The 21,050-nt window shown below is 63.3% G+C and carries 19 protein-coding genes and 1 tRNA gene; 5 read left to right on the top strand and 15 right to left on the bottom strand.

The window, feature by feature from the left end; all coding sequences use genetic code 11:
- Positions 1 to 10 precede the first annotated feature (10 nt).
- The gene (locus ACSKT0_RS08385; RefSeq protein ID WP_437773305.1) at positions 11 to 910 is read right to left on the bottom strand and encodes a sigma factor; all 900 of its coding nucleotides are present in this window, start codon (positions 908 to 910) and stop codon (positions 11 to 13) included.
- 190 nt (positions 911 to 1,100) lie between these two features.
- Here ACSKT0_RS08385 and ACSKT0_RS08380 point away from each other — a divergent pair, with 190 nt between their 5' ends.
- On the top strand, positions 1,101 to 1,424 hold the full coding sequence (locus ACSKT0_RS08380) for an ArsR/SmtB family transcription factor (protein WP_437773304.1): 324 nt from the start codon (positions 1,101 to 1,103) through the stop codon (positions 1,422 to 1,424).
- On the opposite strand, the gene ACSKT0_RS08375 is transcribed toward ACSKT0_RS08380, so the two are convergent.
- On the bottom strand, positions 1,378 to 1,884 hold the full coding sequence (locus ACSKT0_RS08375; protein ID WP_437773303.1) for a hypothetical protein: 507 nt from the start codon (positions 1,882 to 1,884) through the stop codon (positions 1,378 to 1,380). The two genes, ACSKT0_RS08380 and ACSKT0_RS08375, sit on opposite strands and share 47 nt — an antisense overlap.
- Before the next feature lie 97 nt (positions 1,885 to 1,981).
- Between ACSKT0_RS08375 and ACSKT0_RS08370 the strand changes: the two genes are divergently transcribed.
- Together ACSKT0_RS08370 and ACSKT0_RS08365 are read left to right on the top strand one after the other, a co-directional pair.
- Positions 1,982 to 2,377 (top strand): winged helix-turn-helix domain-containing protein, encoded by a 396-nt coding sequence (locus ACSKT0_RS08370; RefSeq protein WP_437773302.1) that lies wholly within the window; start codon positions 1,982 to 1,984, stop codon positions 2,375 to 2,377.
- 92 nt (positions 2,378 to 2,469) lie between these two features.
- The gene (locus tag ACSKT0_RS08365) at positions 2,470 to 2,718 is read left to right on the top strand and encodes a hypothetical protein (protein WP_437773301.1); all 249 of its coding nucleotides are present in this window, start codon (positions 2,470 to 2,472) and stop codon (positions 2,716 to 2,718) included.
- A gap of 36 nt (positions 2,719 to 2,754) precedes the next feature.
- Here ACSKT0_RS08365 and ACSKT0_RS08360 read toward each other — a convergent pair whose 3' ends face one another.
- Entirely contained in the window at positions 2,755 to 3,885 is a 1,131-nt protein-coding gene (locus ACSKT0_RS08360) for a tyrosine-type recombinase/integrase (protein ID WP_437773300.1), read from the bottom strand.
- Positions 3,886 to 3,971: 86 nt separating this feature from the next.
- Positions 3,972 to 4,053 (bottom strand) — tRNA-Leu (locus ACSKT0_RS08355).
- A gap of 196 nt (positions 4,054 to 4,249) precedes the next feature.
- Here ACSKT0_RS08355 and ACSKT0_RS08350 point away from each other — a divergent pair.
- The gene (locus tag ACSKT0_RS08350) at positions 4,250 to 4,855 is read left to right on the top strand and encodes an ANTAR domain-containing response regulator (RefSeq protein WP_269993486.1); all 606 of its coding nucleotides are present in this window, start codon (positions 4,250 to 4,252) and stop codon (positions 4,853 to 4,855) included.
- A gap of 180 nt (positions 4,856 to 5,035) precedes the next feature.
- Here ACSKT0_RS08350 and pyk read toward each other — a convergent pair whose 3' ends face one another.
- The 11 genes from pyk to hisI form a co-directional block, all read right to left on the bottom strand.
- The gene (gene pyk, locus ACSKT0_RS08345) at positions 5,036 to 6,535 is read right to left on the bottom strand and encodes a pyruvate kinase (protein WP_437773299.1); all 1,500 of its coding nucleotides are present in this window, start codon (positions 6,533 to 6,535) and stop codon (positions 5,036 to 5,038) included.
- A 57-nt stretch (positions 6,536 to 6,592) separates the two neighbouring features.
- Positions 6,593 to 8,050: a glutamate synthase subunit beta gene (locus ACSKT0_RS08340; protein ID WP_437773298.1), complete on the bottom strand. Its 1,458-nt coding sequence runs from the start codon at positions 8,048 to 8,050 to the stop codon at positions 6,593 to 6,595.
- A complete protein-coding gene (gltB, locus tag ACSKT0_RS08335) occupies positions 8,043 to 12,656 on the bottom strand; it encodes a glutamate synthase large subunit (protein WP_437773297.1) in 4,614 nt (1,537 codons plus the stop codon). The genes ACSKT0_RS08340 and gltB overlap by 8 nt, the downstream gene beginning before the upstream one ends.
- Before the next feature lie 262 nt (positions 12,657 to 12,918).
- A complete protein-coding gene (gene lgt / locus ACSKT0_RS08330; protein ID WP_437773296.1) occupies positions 12,919 to 14,136 on the bottom strand; it encodes a prolipoprotein diacylglyceryl transferase in 1,218 nt (405 codons plus the stop codon).
- Between the two features lie 19 nt (positions 14,137 to 14,155).
- On the bottom strand, positions 14,156 to 14,968 hold the full coding sequence (gene trpA / locus ACSKT0_RS08325; RefSeq protein WP_437773295.1) for a tryptophan synthase subunit alpha: 813 nt from the start codon (positions 14,966 to 14,968) through the stop codon (positions 14,156 to 14,158).
- Positions 14,968 to 16,350, bottom strand: a complete 1,383-nt coding sequence (gene trpB / locus ACSKT0_RS08320) for a tryptophan synthase subunit beta (protein ID WP_236817201.1) — start codon at positions 16,348 to 16,350, stop codon at positions 14,968 to 14,970. The genes trpA and trpB overlap by 1 nt, the downstream gene beginning before the upstream one ends.
- Positions 16,351 to 16,460: 110 nt before the next feature.
- Positions 16,461 to 17,279, bottom strand: coding sequence for an indole-3-glycerol phosphate synthase TrpC (gene trpC / locus ACSKT0_RS08315; RefSeq protein WP_437773294.1), 819 nt, complete (start codon positions 17,277 to 17,279; stop codon positions 16,461 to 16,463).
- Positions 17,280 to 17,281: 2 nt separating this feature from the next.
- Complete coding sequence (locus ACSKT0_RS08310) at positions 17,282 to 17,554, bottom strand: HGxxPAAW family protein (RefSeq protein ID WP_236817197.1); 273 nt, start codon at positions 17,552 to 17,554, stop codon at positions 17,282 to 17,284.
- An 89-nt stretch (positions 17,555 to 17,643) separates the two neighbouring features.
- Positions 17,644 to 18,249: a Trp biosynthesis-associated membrane protein gene (locus ACSKT0_RS08305; protein ID WP_437773293.1), complete on the bottom strand. Its 606-nt coding sequence runs from the start codon at positions 18,247 to 18,249 to the stop codon at positions 17,644 to 17,646.
- Complete coding sequence (locus ACSKT0_RS08300; RefSeq protein WP_437773292.1) at positions 18,246 to 19,826, bottom strand: anthranilate synthase component I; 1,581 nt, start codon at positions 19,824 to 19,826, stop codon at positions 18,246 to 18,248. The genes ACSKT0_RS08305 and ACSKT0_RS08300 overlap by 4 nt, the downstream gene beginning before the upstream one ends.
- A gap of 57 nt (positions 19,827 to 19,883) precedes the next feature.
- Positions 19,884 to 20,312 (bottom strand): phosphoribosyl-AMP cyclohydrolase, encoded by a 429-nt coding sequence (gene hisI, locus ACSKT0_RS08295; protein WP_437773291.1) that lies wholly within the window; start codon positions 20,310 to 20,312, stop codon positions 19,884 to 19,886.
- A gap of 89 nt (positions 20,313 to 20,401) precedes the next feature.
- Between hisI and ACSKT0_RS08290 the strand changes: the two genes are divergently transcribed.
- Complete coding sequence (locus tag ACSKT0_RS08290; protein WP_437773993.1) at positions 20,402 to 21,046, top strand: TIGR03085 family metal-binding protein; 645 nt, start codon at positions 20,402 to 20,404, stop codon at positions 21,044 to 21,046.
- The last annotated feature ends 4 nt before the right edge of the window (positions 21,047 to 21,050 follow it).

Here is a 21,050-nt window from a genome sequence, read left to right as displayed (position 1 = left end):
ACGACATGACTCAAGGGGCCGTCGTCATTCCATTCCGGAGAATCCTCCACGACGCCTGATACAGCCGCCCGGCAAAGCCGATCTGCACAGCGACATAGCGTTCTGTAACCCCAAGCTCTGCGGCCAAAGATTCCAGGGCTCGATTTCTCTCCGGCCCACGAACACCTCGACGAACGATGGTCGATGCAACTCGGCGGAGCACTAGCGTCGGCAGGCATTCAGCTGCGTACTGGCAGAGATCGTCCATGCTGCGGACTTCTGCCGGCTCCACTTCTAAGGCACTTTGAACAGTCTTCGCCGTCTGGCGCACCACTGTCACCGCATGCCACCGGCGGCGATCCTGTGGCGAGGGCGGACCGTATCGACGCGGCGCAGTAAGACTGTCCATGGCTAGGCCCCAAACGCTCTCATTCACACTGGCTCGGGTCAGGGTAATAATCGCTCGCGCCCATTCCTGGTCTATTACCCCGTCGGCGCCTCTGTACCAGTTCCGGTCGATAGCCAAAAGAACGAGCGCGTCAGACGAAGCTGGGCAGTCACCGTAGCTTGGTTCGACCAGTAGCGGCAGCGTCTGATGGGACAGCTCACGACGAATGTGCGCGGCGCATAGGTTCCCGGTCACTCCCTGTACCCACGCCTCAAAGCGAACACCGGGGAGTTGGCGATAGTGGCCGCGTGCGACTCCATCCCAGACGGCCAACCGGATGTCTTGCATGACGTCGTCCGCATCGCATGCCCGGCCGATCCTGGAAAGACGGGAAACGACGTAACGTCGTACTCCCTCGACGGCCACCATGATCTGGTCAACCGGGATTGGCACAGGCTCGAAGGGCCTGGTCAGAGAAACATCAATAATCGCTGGTGTTGGTTGTTCTTGTTGGGCTTGATTCGCCCCGTCTTCGACACTCATGGTCTTCACCGCTTCGACAAAGCAGACTCCAATAGTCCGGCGCGGGTACCCCCGCATGTGAGGGTGTCAGCCCAGAATCGACCCCACCCACAATCGCAACAAAGCTATGCAAACTATTGTCAAGAATAATTAAAGTATCGTCAAGACTGCGAGTCTTACTTTTCTCTACCTGTTCGGTAAGAATGGTTCCATGCCACGGATTACCCAGCCCCACGACGACGCCTGGTCATCCGACGTCGAGGCTGCCGTCGCGACCTTTGGCAATAGGTCGCGGAACGAAATCCTCCGCTATCTTTCAGCCCACGGCCCCGCAACCCGCGGAGACATCGTGGATGCGGTGAGTGCCGGCGAGCCAAGCGTGGCCAAACACCTTCTGGCCCTTGAAAGCTTCGGCGTGATCAAAGTCGACGTCGAACCCGGTCGGAGGCACGGGCGGTCACCTCGCTATTCAGCAGACGCCGTCCGCATTAAGGAACTTCTGGATGCTCATCTTCAGTATCTGATGGAGAACTAGCGGCAGCTTGCTCGCCTTCCGGGTGGAGCCCGATGTCCTTATTGAGGAATTCGGAGATCGCGCGAAGAGTCTCCGGCGAGACATCTCCTAGCGTTCGGGCCGCGAAGGACTTCACCCGTGCCGCTCGGAGGGACTTGACGAACTCAAGCTGGGAATCGATGCGTTCTGGCAAGCTACGGTCGTTACCAACTAGAAGGTAGGAGCGGTCGACGTTGAAGATGTCGCACAACGCGGTTAGCAATGCGGCATCACTAACCAAGCGGCCGCGTCCATCCTTCATGTAGAACCAGCGGGCTCTGGAAAGCTTTATCCCCTTCCCCGCCAGTTCATCCTGAACTTCGCGAAACGTCACCGGCTTCCCTCGTTCCGCTACCACTACGTCAAGGAGCAGATTCAAGCGCCGCGCAAGTTCCGCCTGAGGAGTCAAGGTGCCAGTCGAGTCCGTCTCTTCAGTTGGCATCGACACCCCCTCGGGTCTTACTGACACCCTCCGGCGGGATCAGATTTCGCGGCATTCACTAGTGTCCCAAGTATTTCGCGGGTGACCCGGTAGGGCAATGAGCCCACCCGCGTTTACGAAGCCCCCTTCCCAGGTTCAGAAGTCCGGAGTAGCCTGCTGCTGTAGACCCGTCTACAGCAGAAGCACTTTCTATCGTTCCCAGGCTGTGGTCTCCATGTCGAACATCTTGATGAACCGAACACGAAGCCAAATCATCCGTTTCCTTCTCAGGAATGGACCCGCGTGCTGCAGCGAAATCGGCTCGGCACTCCGAATCTCGTCCTCAGCCATCCGCCGTAACTTGGCGCTCATGCATCGCGCCGGACTCTTGGAATCGTCCGATTCATCAGGATATTCAGCCTCTCCCCAAACCGTGCGAGCGGCCGCCGAAGCCTTTTCGGCTACTTTGTGCAGCGCAAGCCTGCCCCAAACTCCGAGAATGCCCGTGAATTGATCTGCCACTGCGGTCACCTGGGCTTGGTCATGTCCATTCCCCCGTTCAGGAGCATGAACTGCCAACTCAACTCACGAAATCGGGGAAGACAAATGGACCTTGAATTCTTCGAGCCGGCAGAGGCCGCCGCCCTCATGCGATGCACTGAGGCTTGGCTCCGCGACGGCGCTGCCACAGGCCGATTTCCTCACACATGCTGGGGCAAAGGAAAGATCATCTTCACCTCCGAGCACATCTTGGAAATCGCCCGACTGAGCGAGGTTCCGGCGCAGGCAGCACCGACGTCGGCCCCACGGCTCATCGGAACTCGTGCGAAGGGCCGACTGTCCCCGGTGAACTAGCGCCCGAACCGCGCGGTTTCAGCGCGGCGCACGCCATCAGTGGACGAATCCGGTGATCGAACGTTCCGTGGCGTCAGCGCCGGCCTGCAGCGCCTGCGGCATCAGATGGCCGTATACCTGCTCGGTTGTCCGGGTTGAAGCGTGGCCGAGTCGCCGTGAAATGGTAAACAACGAGACTCCGTCTTGGATCAGCCATGAGGCATGCGTGTGCCGGAGATCGTGAATACGTGGCGTCTTGCTCAGCCCAATCGCCTGCGCCGTTCGGACGGCCGGTACCCAGTAGTGATGCCAATACAACTTATGGACGATCCGCTGGCCTTTTGGAGTGGTGAACAAGAGTTCCTTCCCGGGGCGGCTGGCAACCAGAGGGATCAATATTTCGACAAGTGCCGGATTGAGCCCGATGGTGCGCTTTCCGGCGCCGGTCTTCGTGGCGCCAATGTAAAACTGCGACTGCCCGTCCCGTTTCCAGGCCTTGTTGATCCGTACCGTGGGTGGCTTGGACAAAAGGTCGACATCACCCACGGTTAGAGCTGTAGCTTCGCCGAACCTTGTGCCAGTCATGACCAGGAAATTCGTAAACGCCTTATATCTCTCCCCCATGCCTTCCATGATCAAGCTGAATTCGGCGTGAGTGAGAAACATCGCTTCATCCTCAGCCCGGTCTAGGCTGGGCAGTTGCACGCCACGACAAGGGTTCCGCGGAATGTATTGCAGCATCTCGGCGGTGTTCATCGCCGCAGAGATAAGACCGTGAACATTGTGGATGGTCTTTGGGGAACGGCCCTTGGCCAACATCGACTTCACCCAGTGATTCATGTGCCGGTAATCGAGCTTGTCCACCGGGATGTGACCGATGACATTCCGCACATGAAGATCCAGCATCGTCTGGTAGGTCCGGGTGGTTCCACTGGAAGGCCGGATCAGGAGGTCAATATGCTCCTGAATCACTTCGGCCACAGTCGGTACTTTCGACTGGTTCGCAAGAATTGCTTGCTGGGCGATTTCGAAGGATTGACCGTTCGCGTCCAGCAACCGTTTAAGGGTCTCGGCCTCGGATTCGGACGCGACAGTTAGGCCTTGTTGTTCACGGCTCTTCGGGTCGCGCCAAAGCACCATGAAGGACGATGTTCCGTCCTTTTTCGTGCGTTTGCGGATGCTGGCCACACAAAAATGTTAGATCCGTGTCAACACTTTTGGGGTGTTTGTCAACAGTCAGGGGCCAAATAGGCCCCTGACCTGCGATAACACTGTGCCCGAGGTGGGACTCGAACCCACACACCTTTCGATACCGCATTTTGAGTGCGGCGCGTCTGCCAATTCCGCCACTCGGGCGCGGAAACACCGAAACAAGACTAACCGACGTCGGGCTCTTCACAGAACTCAACGCTCCCTGTTGCAGTGCGCGAAACTACTCTACATGCAGATAGGCTAATTTCCAGAACCGGCTCGGCCGAGCAATAAATCATACGCAGGGACCGGGTGCAACTAAGATGGTTGAGAACCCGCCGTACGTCTTGAAGGAGATCCCGTGTCAGAACAGACGGAGTCCAAGCCCGCATCCCAGCCGGCACGCCGAGTAGTTGTCGCAGAAGATGAGACCCTCATCCGCTTGGACATCATCGAGATCTTGAAGGGCGAAGGCTACGACGTTGTCGGTGAGGCCGACAACGGTGAGAAGGCCGTCCAGCTGGCCGAGGAACTGAAGCCGGACCTGGTCCTCATGGATGTCAAGATGCCTGTCATGGACGGCATCTCAGCAGCGGAGAAGATCGTCAAGGCGAGGATCGCCCCCGTGGTCCTCCTGACGGCGTTCAGCCAGAAGGAGCTCGTGGAGCGCGCCCGCGACGCCGGGGCCATGGCTTACGTCGTCAAGCCTTTCACTCCGGCCGATTTGATCCCGGCTATCGAAATCGCACTGTCCCGCCATGAGGAGATCAGGGCCCTCGAGAACGAGGTGACCGACCTCCAGGAGCAGTTCGCCACGCGCAAGCTTGTGGAGCGTGCCAAGAGCCTCCTGACCACGAAGATGGGCCTCACGGAGCCGGAAGCCTTCCGCTGGATCCAGAAGACCTCCATGGACCGTCGCCTCAGCATGCGCGAGGTCGCCGAGACCATCATCAACCAGGTCAACTAGCACTCCCCCGCGAAGGGCGCCGCTTCCACGGGAAGCGGCGCCCTTCGTCGTCTCCGGCCAGCCGCCGACGCCGAACAGCACCCGCCGCCGACACGCCCCGTCCCCGACGAACGAAGCCCAGCCCAAGACAAAGGAGGCCCCGCCAAAAACGGCGGAGCCTCCTAAACAGCGCTAAAGAGATCAGGCCTTCGACTTGGCCTTCTTCTTTTCCGGCCACGGTCCGACCTTTTCCTTGCGGGCTGCGGCCTCTTCCACACGGGAAGTGTCCGCGAGGTCGCCCACCTTGTGGACCTTGAGCGAGTTCGTGGAACCAGCCTGTCCGGGAGGCGAACCGGCAGCGATGACCACGAGGTCGCCGTTCTCCACGATCTTCATCTCGAGGAGGCTGCGGTCCACCTGGGCCGTCATGGCGTCGGTGTGACCCACCATGGGGACCAGGACGGGCTGGATGCCCCAGGTCAGCGCCAGCTGGTTCCAGACGTGCTCCACCGGGGTGAAGGCGAAAACCGGCTTGACGGGACGCAGGCGGGACAAGCGGCGCGCCGAGTCGCCGGACTGGGTGAAAGTACAGATGTACTTTGCGTCCAGCTGGTCGGCGATTTCGACGGCGGCACGCGTGATGGCGCCACCGCGGGTCTTGGGCTTGGTACCCAGCGGAGGAACGCGCTCAAGACCGTGCTCTTCGGTGGACTCGATGATCCGGGCCATGACCTTGACCGTCTCGATCGGGTACTTGCCCACGCTGGTCTCGCCGGAGAGCATGACTGCGTCGGCGCCGTCGAGCACTGCGTTGGCGCAGTCCGAAGCCTCGGCACGGGTCGGGCGTGGGTTGTCGATCATCGATTCAAGGACCTGGGTGGCCACGATGACCGGCTTGGCCCAGCGGCGTGCCAGTTCGATGGCGCGCTTCTGGACGATCGGCACTTCCTCGAGCGGGAGTTCCACGCCGAGGTCGCCACGGGCAACCATGATGGCGTCGAACGCATCGATGATTTCGTGGAGCTGCTCCACAGCCTGCGGCTTCTCGATCTTGGCGATCACCGGCACGCGGCGGCCTTCTTCGTCCATGATTTCGTGTACGCGCTTGATGTCGGACGCATCGCGGACGAAGGACAGTGCCACCATGTCGACGCCGCGCCTCATGGCCCAGCGGAGATCGTCCTCGTCTTTTTCGCTCAGTGCGGGGACGTTGACGGCAACGCCGGGCAGGTTGATGCCCTTGTTGTTGGAGACCCAGCCGCCGACGGTCACCGTGGCGACCACCTTGACGTCGTCAACCTCGATGGCGCGCAGTGCCACCTTGCCGTCGTCGATCAGCAGTGCATCGCCGACGTTGACGTCTTCGGTCAGGCTCTTGAGTGTGGTGGAGCAGATGTCCTTGGTGCCCGGGACGTCCTCGGTGGTGATGGTGAAAGTGTCACCGACGGCGAGTTCGTGCGGGCCGTCGATGAATCGACCCAGGCGGATCTTCGGGCCCTGCAGGTCGGCCATGATGGCAACCGGCTTGTGAAGCTGGGCGGCGGCTTTGCGGACGTTCTCGTACGTGGTGTCGTGTACGGAGTAGTCGCCATGGCTCATGTTCATGCGGGCGACGTCGACGCCGGCTTCCAGCACCGCGAGGGTGTTGTCAAAGCTGGAAATTGCCGGTCCGAACGTTGCCACGATTTTTGCGCGTCTCATATACCTACCCTAGTAGTGTGCTGCAGTTGGAGTTGGGAAAGCGTCGTGCGCCGGTCCTTAGAGGACCGCTATAGCCCGGTCGGTGGGAGCCACCGGCGCGGGGAGGATGGTGCTGCCCATGAGGTACTTGTCGACGGCGGCAGCGCAGGCGCGGCCTTCGGCGATCGCCCAGACAATCAAGGACTGTCCGCGGCCGGCATCGCCTGCCACGAAAACACCCTCGGTATTGGTCATGTAGTACCCATCTCGGGCCACGTTGCCGCGGCCGTCGAATTCTGCGCTGACCTGTTCGGTGATACCGGCAGGTTCCGCCCCGGTGAATCCGAGCGACAGGAAGACCAGGTCGGCCGGAATGATGCGCTCGGTGCCGGCCTTCGGGAGGCGCTTGCCGTCCACGAACTCGGTCTCGGCGACCTTGACCCCTGTAAGCTTGCCGTTTTCGCCGACAAACTCGACGGTGGAAGCGAGGTAGGTGCGTTCGCCGCCCTCTTCGTGTGCGCTGGCAACCTCGAAGAGCGTGGGGAACGTCGGCCACGGCTGGTGCGTGGCCCGTTCAAGCGGCGGCTGCTTGCCGATCGCGAGGGTGGTGACGGACGCGGCGCCGTGACGGTGTGCCGTGCCGAGGCAGTCGGCGCCGGTGTCGCCGCCGCCGAGGATGATCACGTGCTTGCCCTTGGCGTCGATCTGGCCCTCCACGGTTTCGCCGGCAACCACGCGGTTGGCAGGCACCAGGTAATCCATGGCGAAGTGGATGCCTTGGAGTTCGCGGCCAGGGATGGGGAGGTCGCGCGGAACGGTGGCACCGGTGGCGATCACCACGGAGTCGTAACGGCGGCGCAATTGCTCCCACGTCACGTCGCTTCCGACCGCCACACCCGTGCGGAAGCGGGTGCCCTCGGCCTTCATCTGCTCGACCCGGCGGTCGACCTGTTCCTTCTCCATCTTGAAGTCGGGGATGCCATAGCGCAGCAGTCCCCCGATCTTGTCGTCACGCTCGTAGACGGCCACGGTGTGGCCGACTCGCGTCAGCTGCTGCGCGACGGCAAGACCCGCGGGGCCGGAGCCGACGACGGCGACCGTCTTGCCGGAGAGACGCGCCGGCGGAAGCGGTTGTACCCAGCCGTTTTCGAAGGCGTCGTCGATGATCGAAACTTCAACCTGCTTGATGGTCACAGCGGGCTGGTTGATGCCCAGGACACAGGATGCTTCACACGGCGCAGGACACAGCCGGCCGGTGAACTCCGGGAAGTTGTTCGTCGCGTGCAGGCGCTCGATCGCTTCCTCGCCCTTGCCGCGCCAGGTGAGGTCGTTCCACTCCGGGATGAGGTTCCCGAGCGGGCAGCCCTGGTGGCAGAACGGTACGCCGCAATCCATGCAGCGGCCGGCCTGGCTCTTGAGCACGCCCTTGTCCTGGGCTTCATAGACTTCTTTCCAGTCCATGATGCGGACAGGAACAGGACGGCGTGGCTGCGTCTCGCGCTGCCGGACTTTCAGAAATCCGCGTGGATCAGCCACCGGTTACCTCCAGGATTCGAGACCATACTTCTTCGCCATCGGGATCAAGGCCCTCTTCGATAGCGTCGAGACGGGTTTGCAGGACTGCGGCGTAGTCGCGCGGCAGAACTTTGGTGATGCGGGCGGCTGTGTCATCGAAGTTCTCGAGCAAGCGGCCTGCGAGGACGGATTCGGTTTCTTCCAGGTGCTTGACCAGGAGGCCGTGGACGATGGTGCGGTCCTCGTCGTCCAGCTCAAGCAACTGCAGTTCGCCGGAATCCAAGGCCTGCTTGTTGACCCGGGCGGGCTGGAGGTCCAGCACGTAGGCGGTACCACCGGACATGCCGGCACCGAAGTTGCGGCCGGTGCGGCCGATGATCAGCGTCTGGCCGCCGGTCATGTACTCGCAGCCGTGGTCACCGATGCCTTCGACGACGGCGGTGGCCCCCGAGTTGCGAACCATGAAGCGTTCGCCCACCTGGCCGCGCAGGAACATTTCGCCGCTCGTGGCGCCGTAGCCGATCACGTTGCCGGCGATGACGTTGCGCTCCGCCTGGAATACATTGGTGCGGTCCGGGCGGACGATGATCCGTCCACCGGAGAGGCCCTTGCCGACGTAGTCGTTGGAGTCGCCGAACATGCGCAGGGTGATGCCGGCCGGAAGGAAGGCGCCCAGCGACTGCCCGGCGGTACCCTTCAGCGTGATGTCGATCGTGTCGGTGGCGAGAACATCGATGCCGAACGTCTTGGTGACGACGTGCCCCAGCATGGTGCCGACAGAGCGGTCCGTGTTGATGACGTCAACCGCGATCTTCACCGGTGTGCGGTCGCTCAAGGCTTCCGCAGCCATGCCGATGAGGCGCTGGTCGAAGTGCTTGTCCAGCTCGTGGTTCTGGCCGGTGAGGTTCCGCAGCGGAACGTCGTCGTCGAACTCGAGGCCGTGCAGGATCGGGTCGAGGTCCAGGCCATCGGCCTTCCAGTGGTCCACGGCTTCGCGGGTGTCCAGGACTTCGGCGTGGCCGATGGCCTCTTCGAGGCTGCGGAAACCGAGTTCGGCAAGCAACTCACGGACTTCCTCGGCAAGGAATTCGAAGAAGTTGACCACGAATTCGGGCTTGCCTGTGAAGCGCGAACGAAGCTCCGGGTTCTGGGTTGCGACGCCGACCGGGCAGGTATCGAGGTGGCAAACGCGCATCATGATGCAGCCGGACACCACGAGGGGCGCGGTTGCGAAACCGTACTCCTCGGCACCCAGTAGGGCAGCGATGACGACGTCGCGGCCGGTCTTGAGCTGGCCGTCCACCTGAACGACGACGCGGTCGCGGAGCCCGTTGAGCATGAGCGTCTGCTGGGTCTCGGCGAGGCCGAGTTCCCACGGGACACCCGCATGCTTGAGCGAGTTCAGCGGCGAGGCGCCGGTTCCGCCGTCGTGCCCTGAGACGAGCACGACGTCGGCCTTCGCTTTGGTGACGCCGGACGCCACCGTGCCGATCCCGACTTCGGACACCAGCTTCACATGCACGCGCGCCGAGGGGTTGGCCCGCTTTGCGTCGTAGATGAGCTGCGCGAGGTCCTCGATCGAGTAGATGTCGTGGTGCGGAGGCGGGGAAATGAGTCCGACGCCGGGCGTCGAGTGGCGGGTCCGGGCTACCCAGGGGTAGACCTTCTGCGCCATCAGCTGGCCGCCTTCACCGGGCTTCGCGCCCTGGGCCATCTTGATCTGGATGTCCTCGGCGTTGGTCAGGTACAGGCTGGTCACGCCGAAACGGCCGGAGGCGATCTGCTTGATCGCGGAGCGGCGCTCCGGGTCCAGAAGGCGGTCCACGTCTTCGCCGCCTTCACCGGTGTTGGACTTGGCGCCCAACCGGTTCATGGCGATTGCGAGGGTTTCGTGGGCTTCCTTGGAGATGGAGCCATAGCTCATCGCTCCGGTGGAGAAGCGCTTCACGATGCTGGAAACCGGCTCGACTTCCTCAAGGGGCACTGCCGGGCGCAGGGTGTCCTTGAACTTCAAGAGCCCACGGAGGGTCATGAGGTTCTCGGACTGGTCGTCGATTCCCTTGGTGTAGGACTTGAAGATGTCGTAGCGGCGTTCGCGAGTTGCGTGCTGCAGCCGGAAGACCGTCTCCGGGTTGAACAGGTGCGGTTCGCCGTCGCGGCGCCACTGGTATTCGCCACCGCCGAGCAGCGGACGGTGCGGCAGCTCGATGCCGCCTTCCGGGTAGGCCATCTGGTGGCGTGCGGAAACTTCGGCGGCGATGACGTCCAGACCGACGCCACCCAACTGGGAGTGGGTGCCGGAGAAGAATTCGTCCACGAGGTCCTGGGACAGGCCAAGTGCCTCGAAAGTCTGGGCGCCGGTGTAGGAGGCCACCGTGGAAATGCCCATCTTGGACATGATCTTCAGGACACCCTTGCCGAGGCCCTTGATGAGGTTGTAGACGCCGTCTTCGGGGGTCACACCGACCACTTCGCCGGTGCTGATGAGCTGCTCCACGGATTCCATGGCCAGGTAAGGGTTCACGGCGGAAGCGCCGAATCCCACCAGCACAGCCACGTGGTGCGTTTCGCGGACGTCGCCGGCCTCGACCACCAGGGCGGTCTTGGTGCGGTTCGCGCTGCGGAGCAAGTGGTGGTGCACGGCACTGACGAGCAACAGCGACGGGATCGGGGCCCACTGCGCGTTGGAGTCGCGGTCGGACAGCACGATGTACTGCACGCCGCGGTTGATCGCGCCGGAAACCTGCTCGCAGATTTCGGTCAGCCGGCTGCGGAGTGCTGCTTCGCCGCCCTCCGGACGGTACAGGCCGCGGACCTTCATGGCGACCTTGTCGCCGTCGGCGTTTTCGATGTTGGCGATCTTCGCGAGCTGGTCGTTGTTGATCACCGGGAACGGCAGGGAGATCTGCGGCTGGCGGACCTGCCCGACGTCGAGAAGGTTGCCGTTGGGACCGATGGCGCACTTCAGCGAGGTAACGAGCTCTTCGCGGATCGCGTCCAGGGGCGGGTTGGTCACTTGGGCGAAAGACTGCACAAAGTAGTCGAAGAGCAAACGCGGGCGCTTGGACAGCACGGCAACCGGGGTGTCGGAGCCCATGGCGCCGAGCGGTTCGGCCCCGGTCCGGGCCATCGGCCCCAGAAGGATCTTCAATTCCTCGGTGGTGTAGCCGAAAGTCCGCTGGCGGATGTTCACGGACGCAGCCGTGTGCAGCACGTGCTCGCGCTCGGGAAGTTCGTTGAGGTCGATCAGGTTGTCCTTGACCCATTCAGCCCACGGGTTGGCTGCGGCCACCTCGGCCTTGACCTCGGCGTCGTCGATGATGCGCCCGGCTTCGGTGTCCACCAGGAACATCTTGCCCGGCGAGACACGGCCCTTCTTGACCACCTTGGCTGGCTCGACCTCGATCACGCCGACTTCGGAGGCGAAGATGATCAGGCCATCCTCGGTGATCCAGTAACGGCCGGGGCGCAGGCCGTTCCGGTCAAGGGTTGCACCGACAAGGTTGCCGTCGGTGAAGGACACTGCCGCGGGACCGTCCCACGGCTCCATGAGCAGCGAGTGGTACTCGTAGAAGGCTCGGCGGGCAGGATCCATCGTGGCGTGGTTTTCCCACGCCTCGGGGATCATCATCATGATCGAGTGCGTGATGGGCCGCCCCGAAAGCCAGAGCAGCTCGGCAACCTCATCGAAGGATGCGGAGTCCGAGGCACCCGGCGTGCAGATGGGGTACAACTCTTCCGGGGAATCGCCCAGCAGCGGGTTCGCAAGTTGGGACTGGCGCGCCCGCATCCAGTTCCGGTTGCCCTTGACGGTATTGATTTCACCGTTGTGGGCGATGGTGCGGAAGGGCTGGGCGAGCGGCCACGACGGGAACGTGTTCGTGGAGAAGCGCGAGTGCACGATGGCCAGCTTGGTCTTGAAGCGCTTGTCCGAGAGATCGGGGTAGAACGGCTCCAGCTGGGCAGTGGTCAACATGCCCTTGTACACGATGGTGCGCGAGGACAGGGACGGGAAGTACACGCCGAACTTGTTCTGGGCACGCTTGCGGACACGCCATGCACGGGAGTCGAGTTCATTCCGGTCGAGCACCTCGCCAGTGGCGGAAGCAAGGAAAGGTTGCGCGAAGTAAGGCATGCAGGCACGGGCCATGGCGCCGACCAGATCCCCGACTACCGGCACTTCACGCCAGCCAAGAACTGTCAGGCCCTCATCGATTGCAAGCGCCTCGATGCCGGCCTTCGCGTTCTCGGCTTCGCGGGTTTCGGCTGGCAGGAATGCAGTACCCACCACGTACTGACCGGGTGCGGGGAGCTCGAACTCAGTGACGGCCCGGAAGAATTCGTCCGGAACCTGCATGAGGAGCCCGGCGCCGTCGCCCGTGCCTTCGTCGGCGCCCACGGCGCCCCGGTGTTCAAGGTTGCGCAGCGCAGTCAGCGCCGCTTCCACGATGTCATAGCCGGGTTCACCACGCAGCGTGGCGATAATGGCCAGGCCACAAGCGTCCTTCTCCTGCTCGGGGTTGTAGAGTCCCTGGGCTTCCGGGAGCGCAGCGAAACGCTTGAAGGGCGAGATGGCCCCCTGCGGTTCGACTGATTCGGACCAGCTTGGGTTATGAAGATGGGTCATTGAAGACGTCCTTCCTCGAGATCGTGCGAATGGAAGGGACAACGTTGGCCCCACCTTGCCTGCCGTGTGACGGGCATAACAAAGCGCTAGTTACTTGAAATTGTAGGTCAGCAGGCAAGACGCAACGAACAGTTACGCATGTCCCTGACCCAAGCTTGACCGCGGAGCCTCTGTGTGCTGCCGGGCGACTGCCAAGGGTGCCACGACGCTGTGGCCGGGGGTCTCTGGGCGGTAGCCCGGTTCCCCTGTGCCGTAGCGCTGGCTACTTGGTGCTGCCAGCTTCCGGCCCGGATCCGGGGGCTCTGCTGGCGGTGGTTTCGGTGGACGCGGAGCCGGAATCCGACGTGACGCCGGCATGTGACTCCTCGGCCGTTTCCGTAGGCTCAGCAGTATGGCCCAGATCGCTTTGGTTATTCCGGAGATTACCATGACCACCGGTATCTGAGACAGATCCGTCCGTATCATGGGCCTTGGTATCGGTCACAATTGTGCTGTTCGCCTCAGCAGCAGTCGTCTCATCGTCCCCGGCACTTGGGTCAACCGCGGCCGGCTCGTCCTCTTCGGCGGTCACGGCGGCCGGTTCCCTGCCGGGAAGATACGCAGTGTCCGGCTCCGGCCGGCCGCGAAGGCTCAGTGCGATGAAGATGATGAGCGCTGCGACGAAGACAAAGATGCTGGTCCACACGTTGAGCCGTGTGGTGATTCCGAAGAGGTTGATCTGTTCGGCGTCGTCAATCCGCAACGCTTCGATCCAGACGCGGCCGAGCGTGTAGTAGATGGCATACAGCCAGAAGAGCCTGCCGCGGCGGAAATGGAAGCGCCGGTCCAGGACCAGGAGGACCACGACGCCGATGATGTTCCAAAGGGATTCGTAAAGGAACGTCGGGTGGAACAGGGTGTCACTCGGCATCCCGGCCGGGAAATTGGGGCTGCTGGGATCTATTTGGAGGCCCCATGGCAAGGTGGTTGGTCCGCCGAAGAGTTCCTGGTTGAACCAGTTTCCCCAACGCCCGATCGCTTGCGCCAGCAGGAGCCCTGGGGCTGCGGCGTCGAGGAAGGCAGTGAGCTTGACGCCGGAACGGCGGCAACCGAGCCAGGCACCGACAACGCCGAGAACCACGGCACCCCAGATGCCCAGGCCACCCCGCCAGATCTGCGGGATCAGGGAGAGGTCGCCCGTGCCGTTGAAGCCCGGGCCGAAGTATGCGTCCGGCGAGGAGATCACGTGGTAAAGGCGGCCGCCGACAATGCCGAACGGGATCGCCCAGATGGCAATGTCCCACAGGCTGCCTTCGGGAGTACCGCGGCGCCTCCAGCGCACGGCGGTGAGCCACAGGCCCAGGATGATGCCCAGGAGAATGCACAGGGCGTACGCGTGGATGCGGAGAGCCCCCCACGGCAGCGGAATATCAAATCCGGACCATGAGGGGCTCGGAATGCTCATGGGAGCCATTGCCGCGACGTGGAGGAGACTCTGCATTGTCTACGCTTTTCCTTTTCTAGGCCTGCGCTGTTGCACGGCCGAGGCCGGCGCTGAGGTTCTTGGTGAGTTGCGCGACGGCGTCAACGCCGCCGTCGCGGATTGCCGCAACCAGCGCGGTACCGACGATCACGCCGTCCGCGTAAGCGGCAATCTCGCGGACATGGTCCGCGGTGGAGACCCCGAGCCCGACACAAACCCGTTCGGCACCGGCTGCATGGGTATCGGCCACAACCTTCTCCGCGGCGCTGCTGACTGACTGCCGGGCTCCGGTGACACCCATGATGGAAACGGCGTAGACAAAACCGCGGCTTGCCTCCACTGTCATGGCCAGGCGTTCGGGAGTGGACGACGGGGCCACAAGGAAGACCCTGTCGAGTCCGTATTTGTCCGAAGCTGCAAACCATTCGGCAGCCTCGTCCGGAATGAGGTCCGGCGTGATGAGTCCGGCTCCCCCCGCCTCGGCGAGCCTGCGTGAGAACTCGTCGACGCCCATGCGCATCACCGGGTTCCAGTAGGTCATGACCAGCACGGCGGCGTCGGTAGCTGCGGTGATGCCCGCTACCACGTCGAAGACGCTGGCGACGCGGAAGCCGTTGGCGATGGCCTCTGTGGTCGCAGCCTGGATGACAGCGCCGTCCATGACGGGGTCCGAATACGGGATGCCGATTTCAATGAGGTCCGCGCCGTTGCGGGCCATGGCGATGCCGGCGTCGATGCTTGACTGAACGTCCGGGTAGCCTGCCGGGAGGTATCCGATCAACGCGGCCCGGCCTTGTGCCTTCGCGCGGTCGATCGCGGCAGCGGACTTGCTGGTCATCTGCTCAGTCATCAGTTCTGGTCCTCGCTTGCTTCTTCAGTGCTGATCTCAAGGTTGCTGCGTTCGGACGGGCCCTTGGGCTTGCGCGTGGAGAGGGTAGTGCCCTTGACGTTGCCGTTTTCATCCAGCATGTCGAACCATTCGGCGGCCGTTTCCACGTCCTTGTCACCGCGCCCGGAAAGGTTCACGATGATGATCGTGTCAGCAGGGTTTTCCTTGCCTTCTGTGAGCAGCTTGCCCACCTTGATCGCACCGGCGAGGGCGTGCGAGGACTCGATGGCGGGGATGATGCCTTCGGTCCGGCAGAGCAGGCGGAACGCGTCCATGGCCTCGGTGTCCGTGATGGGCTCGTACGTGACGCGGCCGATGTCCGCGAGGTAGGAGTGCTCCGGACCGACGCTCGGGTAGTCGAGGCCTGCGGAAATCGAGTGGGACTCGATGGTCTGGCCGTCTTCGTCCTGCATGAGGTAGGACCGGGCACCATGGAGCACGCCGGGGCGTCCGAGGGTGATGGCGGCCGCGTGGCGCCCTGTTTCGACACCGTCGCCGCCGGCTTCAAAACCATAGATCTTCACTGAGGCGTCGTCCAGGAAGCTGTGGAAGATGCCGATGGCATTGGAACCGCCGCCGATGCAGGCACACACGGCGTCCGGAAGTTTGCCCGTCTGTTCCAGGATCTGCGCGCGCGCTTCCTCGCCGATGACCTCGTGGAAGAAGCGCACCATCGCCGGGAACGGGTGCGCACCCGCGGCGGTGCCCAGCAGGTAGTGGGTGTTGTCCACATTGGAAACCCAGTCGCGGAGGGCGTCGTTGATGGCGTCCTTGAGCGTCTGCGATCCATTGGTTACAGGAACCACGGTGGCGCCCAGGAGCTGCATGCGGGCCACGTTCAGTGCCTGGCGGCGGCAATCCTCGGCGCCCATGTAGACGACGCATTCCAGTCCGAGCAGGGCCGCGGCGGTGGCGCTGGCTACGCCGTGCTGGCCGGCGCCGGTCTCCGCGATGACGCGGGTCTTGCCCATGCGCTTCGCGAGCAAGGCCTGGCCGAGGACGTTGTTGATCTTGTGGGATCCGGTGTGGTTCAGGTCTTCGCGCTTGAGGAAGATGCGCGCCCCGCCGGCGTGCTGGGAGAAACGCTTGGCTTCCGTGAGAAGCGACGGACGGCCCGAGTAGTTCTTGTTGAGGTCCTTCAGCTGGGCAAGGAACTCAGGATCGGCTTTGGCTTTCTCAAATGTGTCCTCGACTTCATCCAAGGCGGCGATGAGGGACTCGGGCATCCAGCGTCCACCGTAAGAGCCGAAGTACGGCCCTGCGGCGTTGCGGAGCGAGGCTCCACCTTGTAGGAATGCGTCGGCCACATTCTCCTGCGAGTTGGCTGTTGATGCGTCCACCATCAGTCTCACCGTCCTGTTCAGTTGGTAGTTGGGTTTTTCCAGGGCCGCAGGACAGCTACCAGCCGCGATGTCTGCTGCTGTCCGGGTCCACGCCGCGAATCAGGCCTGTCTCATGTCCTGACGGCGATGGCGGCAGCTCCGGCCGCCTTGAATTCGCTGATCCGCTCGCGCGGGGTGGAGTCGCTCACCAGTGCTTCGCCCACAAGGATGGCGTGGGCACCGTTCCCGGCATAATGCGCGACGTCGTCGGCGTTCCGCACACCGGACTCTGCCACGACAACCGCCCCCGCCGGAATGCTTCCGGCGAGCGAGGCAAACAGGGACCGGTCGACGTCGAGCGTCTTGAGGTTGCGGACGTTCACTCCGATGATCCGCGCCTGGGCCGCTGCCGCACGCTCGATTTCTTCGGGCGTGTGGGTTTCCACGAGGACGTTCATGCCGAGCTCATGGCTCAACGCGCTGAATTCCCGCAGCTGTGCATCGGAAAGCGCGGCGACGATCAGCAGGATGAGGTCCGCACCATGAGCACGGGCCTCCCAGATCTGGTACTCGTCAACGGTGAAGTCCTTGCGCAGCAACGGAATGTCGACGGCGGCACGCACCGCGTCGAGGTCCGCCAGGGAACCGTTGAAGCGCCTCTGTTCGGTGAGGACGCTGATCACGGAGGCTCCGCCGTCGGCGTACTGCACCGCAAGTGCGGCAGGGTCGACGATGCTCGCGAGATCGCCCTTGGAGGGGCTGCGGCGCTTGATTTCCGCGATGACCTTCAGTTCGTCGCGACTGGCCGACGGACCGCCCAAGGCAGCCCACGCGTCCAGTGCAGGAGCGGTGGCCGCTGCGCGTTCTTTCAGCTCGTCAAGTCCGACAAGGAGGCGGCGGGCCTCCGTGTCCTCCCTGACACCGACGATGATGTCATCAAGAACGGTCACGGTCAGTGGCCGGCGTTCTTCAGCTTGCTGCCGTCGACGCCGTAGCCGGCCTTGCGCATGGCCCAGCCGGCAATGAGGCCGGCCACCATCACGACGATGCCTGCGATGAAGATGGGGGTGCTGGCGATAACAAAGGCGATGGAGGACACCAGTGCCCCTACCAGCATGACAATCACGCAGGTCCACGCGGCCGGGCTGTTGCCGTGGCCGATGGCATCGCTGTGGCTCGCAGCGGTCACAGGGGCCTTGCTCGCGGACACTGTGGTTTTGCTCATGTGAAAATCTCCTCAGGATGAATACTGCTTACATTCTGCCATTTATTGACCGCACCCGGGACATCGTCCGACGTCCGGACGGTCGGGTCTTACGTGGGGTCTTCTCCGCGCGAGAGGCTGTCCCAGCTATCGATCTCGTCGACGGGTCCGGAACCCGCGAGGGCTGCCCGGCTGGCGACGTCGTACTTGGTGCGCGCCTTCCAGTGCCGGCCCGCGAGCGGCAGCAAGCCACCACACAAAGCGAGCAGGCCGGCGGCCACGACCGCGAGCACGGGGAACACGGTGGACGACGCGGCCGCCTGCCCACCCGAAATGCCGGTGGTCGCGGCAATGGTTCCCTGCGCCGCACCGAGGGGATTTGCCAGGACCGTCACCGCGGCAATAAGGATGCCTGCCGAGGCAAGCACGACGATCGTTGCAATGATCCAGCGTGAAAGCTTGCCCGCGATGGACGATGCCAGTCCCCCGGCAAGGGCGACGAGCGCGAGTGCGGTCACCGCGGTCGCGGCCTTGCTCCCCTGAACGTGGAGGTCGGCATTCGCCGCGGCAGCGGGATCGAGCCGGACGTTGATCCAGGTCTGGGTGGTGGTCCCGAAAACGGCGAGGGCAAGAATTGCCATGGCGAGGACGACATTGCCCTTCCGTGCCCACACGGGAGGCTTGGCGGTGGCCTTCTGAGGGTGTGCAGCGCTCACAGGGTGGGGTTCCCGTCGACGACTGTCTCCGCGGAAACCGCGTCCGGGGAAATGTTGTGGAGCGAACCGGCGGTGTGCACGGCACGCAAGGGGGCAGCCGCCTTGTTCACGGTCTCGAGCGCTTCGGAAGGCTTGTGGGAATCGGCCACGATGCCGCCTCCTGCTTGGACGTAAGCCCGGCCCTCACGCAGCAGTGCCGAACGGATGGCGATCGCCATGTCCATGTCGCCCGCGAAGTCCAGGTAACCCACCACCCCGCCGTAAATGCCACGCCGATGCGGTTCGAGTTCGTCAAGGAGACGCAGTGCGCGCGGTTTGGGGGCACCTGACAGCGTGCCGGCGGGGAAGGTCGCCTTGAGCACGTCGTACGCCTTCGCTCCCGGCGCCAGCTCTCCGACCACCGTGGACACCAGGTGCATGATGTGGCTGAAGCGTTCCACCTCCATGAACTGCGTGACGTCCACTGTTCCTGCCACGCAGACCTTGGACAGGTCGTTCCGGGACAAGTCCACCAGCATGAGGTGTTCGGCGCGTTCCTTCTGGTCCGCGAGCAACTCCGTGGCCAGCGCCTTGTCGGCTTCAACGGTCTTGCCGCGGGGCCGCGAACCGGCAATCGGGTGGGTGATGACCTCATTGCCCGTGACGGTCACAAGGGCCTCGGGAGAGGAACCGACAATCGTGTATTCGCGGCCGTCGGGATCTTCGAGACTGAAGAGGTACATGTACGGGCTCGGGTTGGTGTTGCGCAGCACGCGGTAGACATCGAGCGGGTCCGCGGCGCATTCCATTTCGAAGCGCCGCGAAATGACCACTTGGAAGACCTCGCCGTCGACGATCGCCTCCTTGCCGCGATCGATCGCGTTGAGGTACTCCTGCTCGTCCCAGCGTTCCTGCACGCTGGACGCGAAGTCCAGGGCTTCGGACTGCAACACGGATACGGGCTGCTTCACGGGGGTGCTGATCTGGTCCAGCAGGCGCTTCACCCGGGCGACGGCGTCGTGCCAGGCTTCGTCGACGCGTTCGGAACTGTTGTCGAAATTGATCGCGTTGGCAATCAACAGGACGGTGCCGTCCATGTTGTCGTGGACAGCCATGTCGGTCACGAGGTTCAGCGCCAGTTCCGGCAGGTGGAGGTCATCCTCCGGCGGGCTGGTCAGCTTCTCCCAGTGCCGGACGGTTTCCCAGCCGAGGAAGCCGACAAGTCCGGAGGTGAAAGGAGGAAGGTCCGGGAAGCGGTCGGTTTGCAGTGCTGCAATGGTGTCGCGGACTGCGTCGACCGGGCTGCCGTCTACCGGCACGCCGACAGGAGGCTCGCCGATCCAATGCGCCTGGCCATCCTTGCTCGTCAAGGTGGCACGCGAACGTGAACCAATGAAGGAATAACGTGACCATGCGCCGCCGACGGCTGCCGACTCCAGGAGGAAAGTGCCCGGCTGGCCCTGGGCCAGCTTCCGGTAGAGCCCGATGGGAGTCTCCGCGTCGGCCAGTACCCTGAGCCGGACCGGGATGACGCGGCTGTGTGCGGCGAGTTCGCGGAACTCCTCCAGGCCCGGGCTGATGATTCCAAGGTCCTGCATGGTTAGTGTTCTCCGCCTCTTCTTGTGTGCTTGCCTCGGTGGATGGTGTGTGGTGGCCTAGTCCCGCGCGCCGGTCACGGCGGCGAGGCTCCGGTCATCGAAGCATGTGCGTGTGCCCGTGTGGCAGGCCGCGCCTACCTGGTCGACGCGGACCAGGAGGGCATCGCCGTCGCAATCCAGGGCCACCGATTTCACGAACTGGACGTGCCCGGAGGTGTCGCCCTTGCGCCAGTATTCCTGCCGGGACCGGGAGAAAAATGTTACTCGTCCCGTGGTCAGGGTCCGGTGCAATGCCTCGTCGTCCATCCAGCCGAGCATCAGCACTTCGTCGGTGTCGAACTGTTGGATGATCGCCGCTACCAAGCCGGCAGAATCGCGCTTCAGCGCGGCGGCCAGCTCGTGCGGGAGCGGACTGACGGGCACGACGGCGGGCTCCGCGGCGAAGGCGGCGGCGGGCGTGGCTGGGGGTGTTGACTGCTCAGACATCACATCAAGTCTAGTGCCTCGTGTGGAGCCGAAATTCAGCGGCGGTTCCACTGCGCAACAGAGCGCGTCTCGTGCTAGTTTCACAAGTGATGCATTTCGTCGATCCCTCCCGCGAAGTACTGGCCGAAACACTCCTGGCGGCCGGACCTGACTCCCCCACGCTCTGCGAAGGGTGGCTGACAAGGGACCTCGCGGCGCACTTGTACTTGCGGGAGCGTAAAGCGGCTGTCGGTATCGGCTTGCTCATCAAGAGCATGGCCAGGGCCTCGGATAAAGCCACGGCAAAACTGGCCTCCAAGCTGAAAACCACGGAAGATTACGCCGAACTGGTGAATACCTTCCGTTCAGGTCCGCCCGCCTTGTCTCCCCTCAAGATCAAGGCCCTCGACGAGTCCTCCAACCTCATTGAATATTTCGTGCACACGGAGGACATCCGCCGGGCCGGAGACCGTTGGGCTCCGCGGGCCCTGGACGAGGAATACTCGGACGCCTTGTGGGATGAATTGATCAAGCGCGCCGCCATTCTGTACCGCGGCGTGGACCTCGGGATCGTGTTGGTCCGCCCCACCGGTCCCCGCCATGTTGCCAAGCGGGCTCCCGTATCGGTTGCCATAGTGGGCGAGCCCGGTGAACTCCTGATGCACGCCCACGGCCGGACGCATCACGCGCTGGTCACCTTTGAGGGCCAGCCCGACGCCGTCGCCCTCCTCCAGTCAGCAGAAGTCGGCCTCTGACCCG

The organism is Arthrobacter sp. KNU40, from assembly GCF_051515115.1.
Classification (GTDB): Bacteria; Actinomycetota; Actinomycetes; order Actinomycetales; family Micrococcaceae; genus Arthrobacter.
Note: the sequence above shows the minus strand (reverse complement) of the source record. Positions and strands in the feature narration are given on the sequence as shown.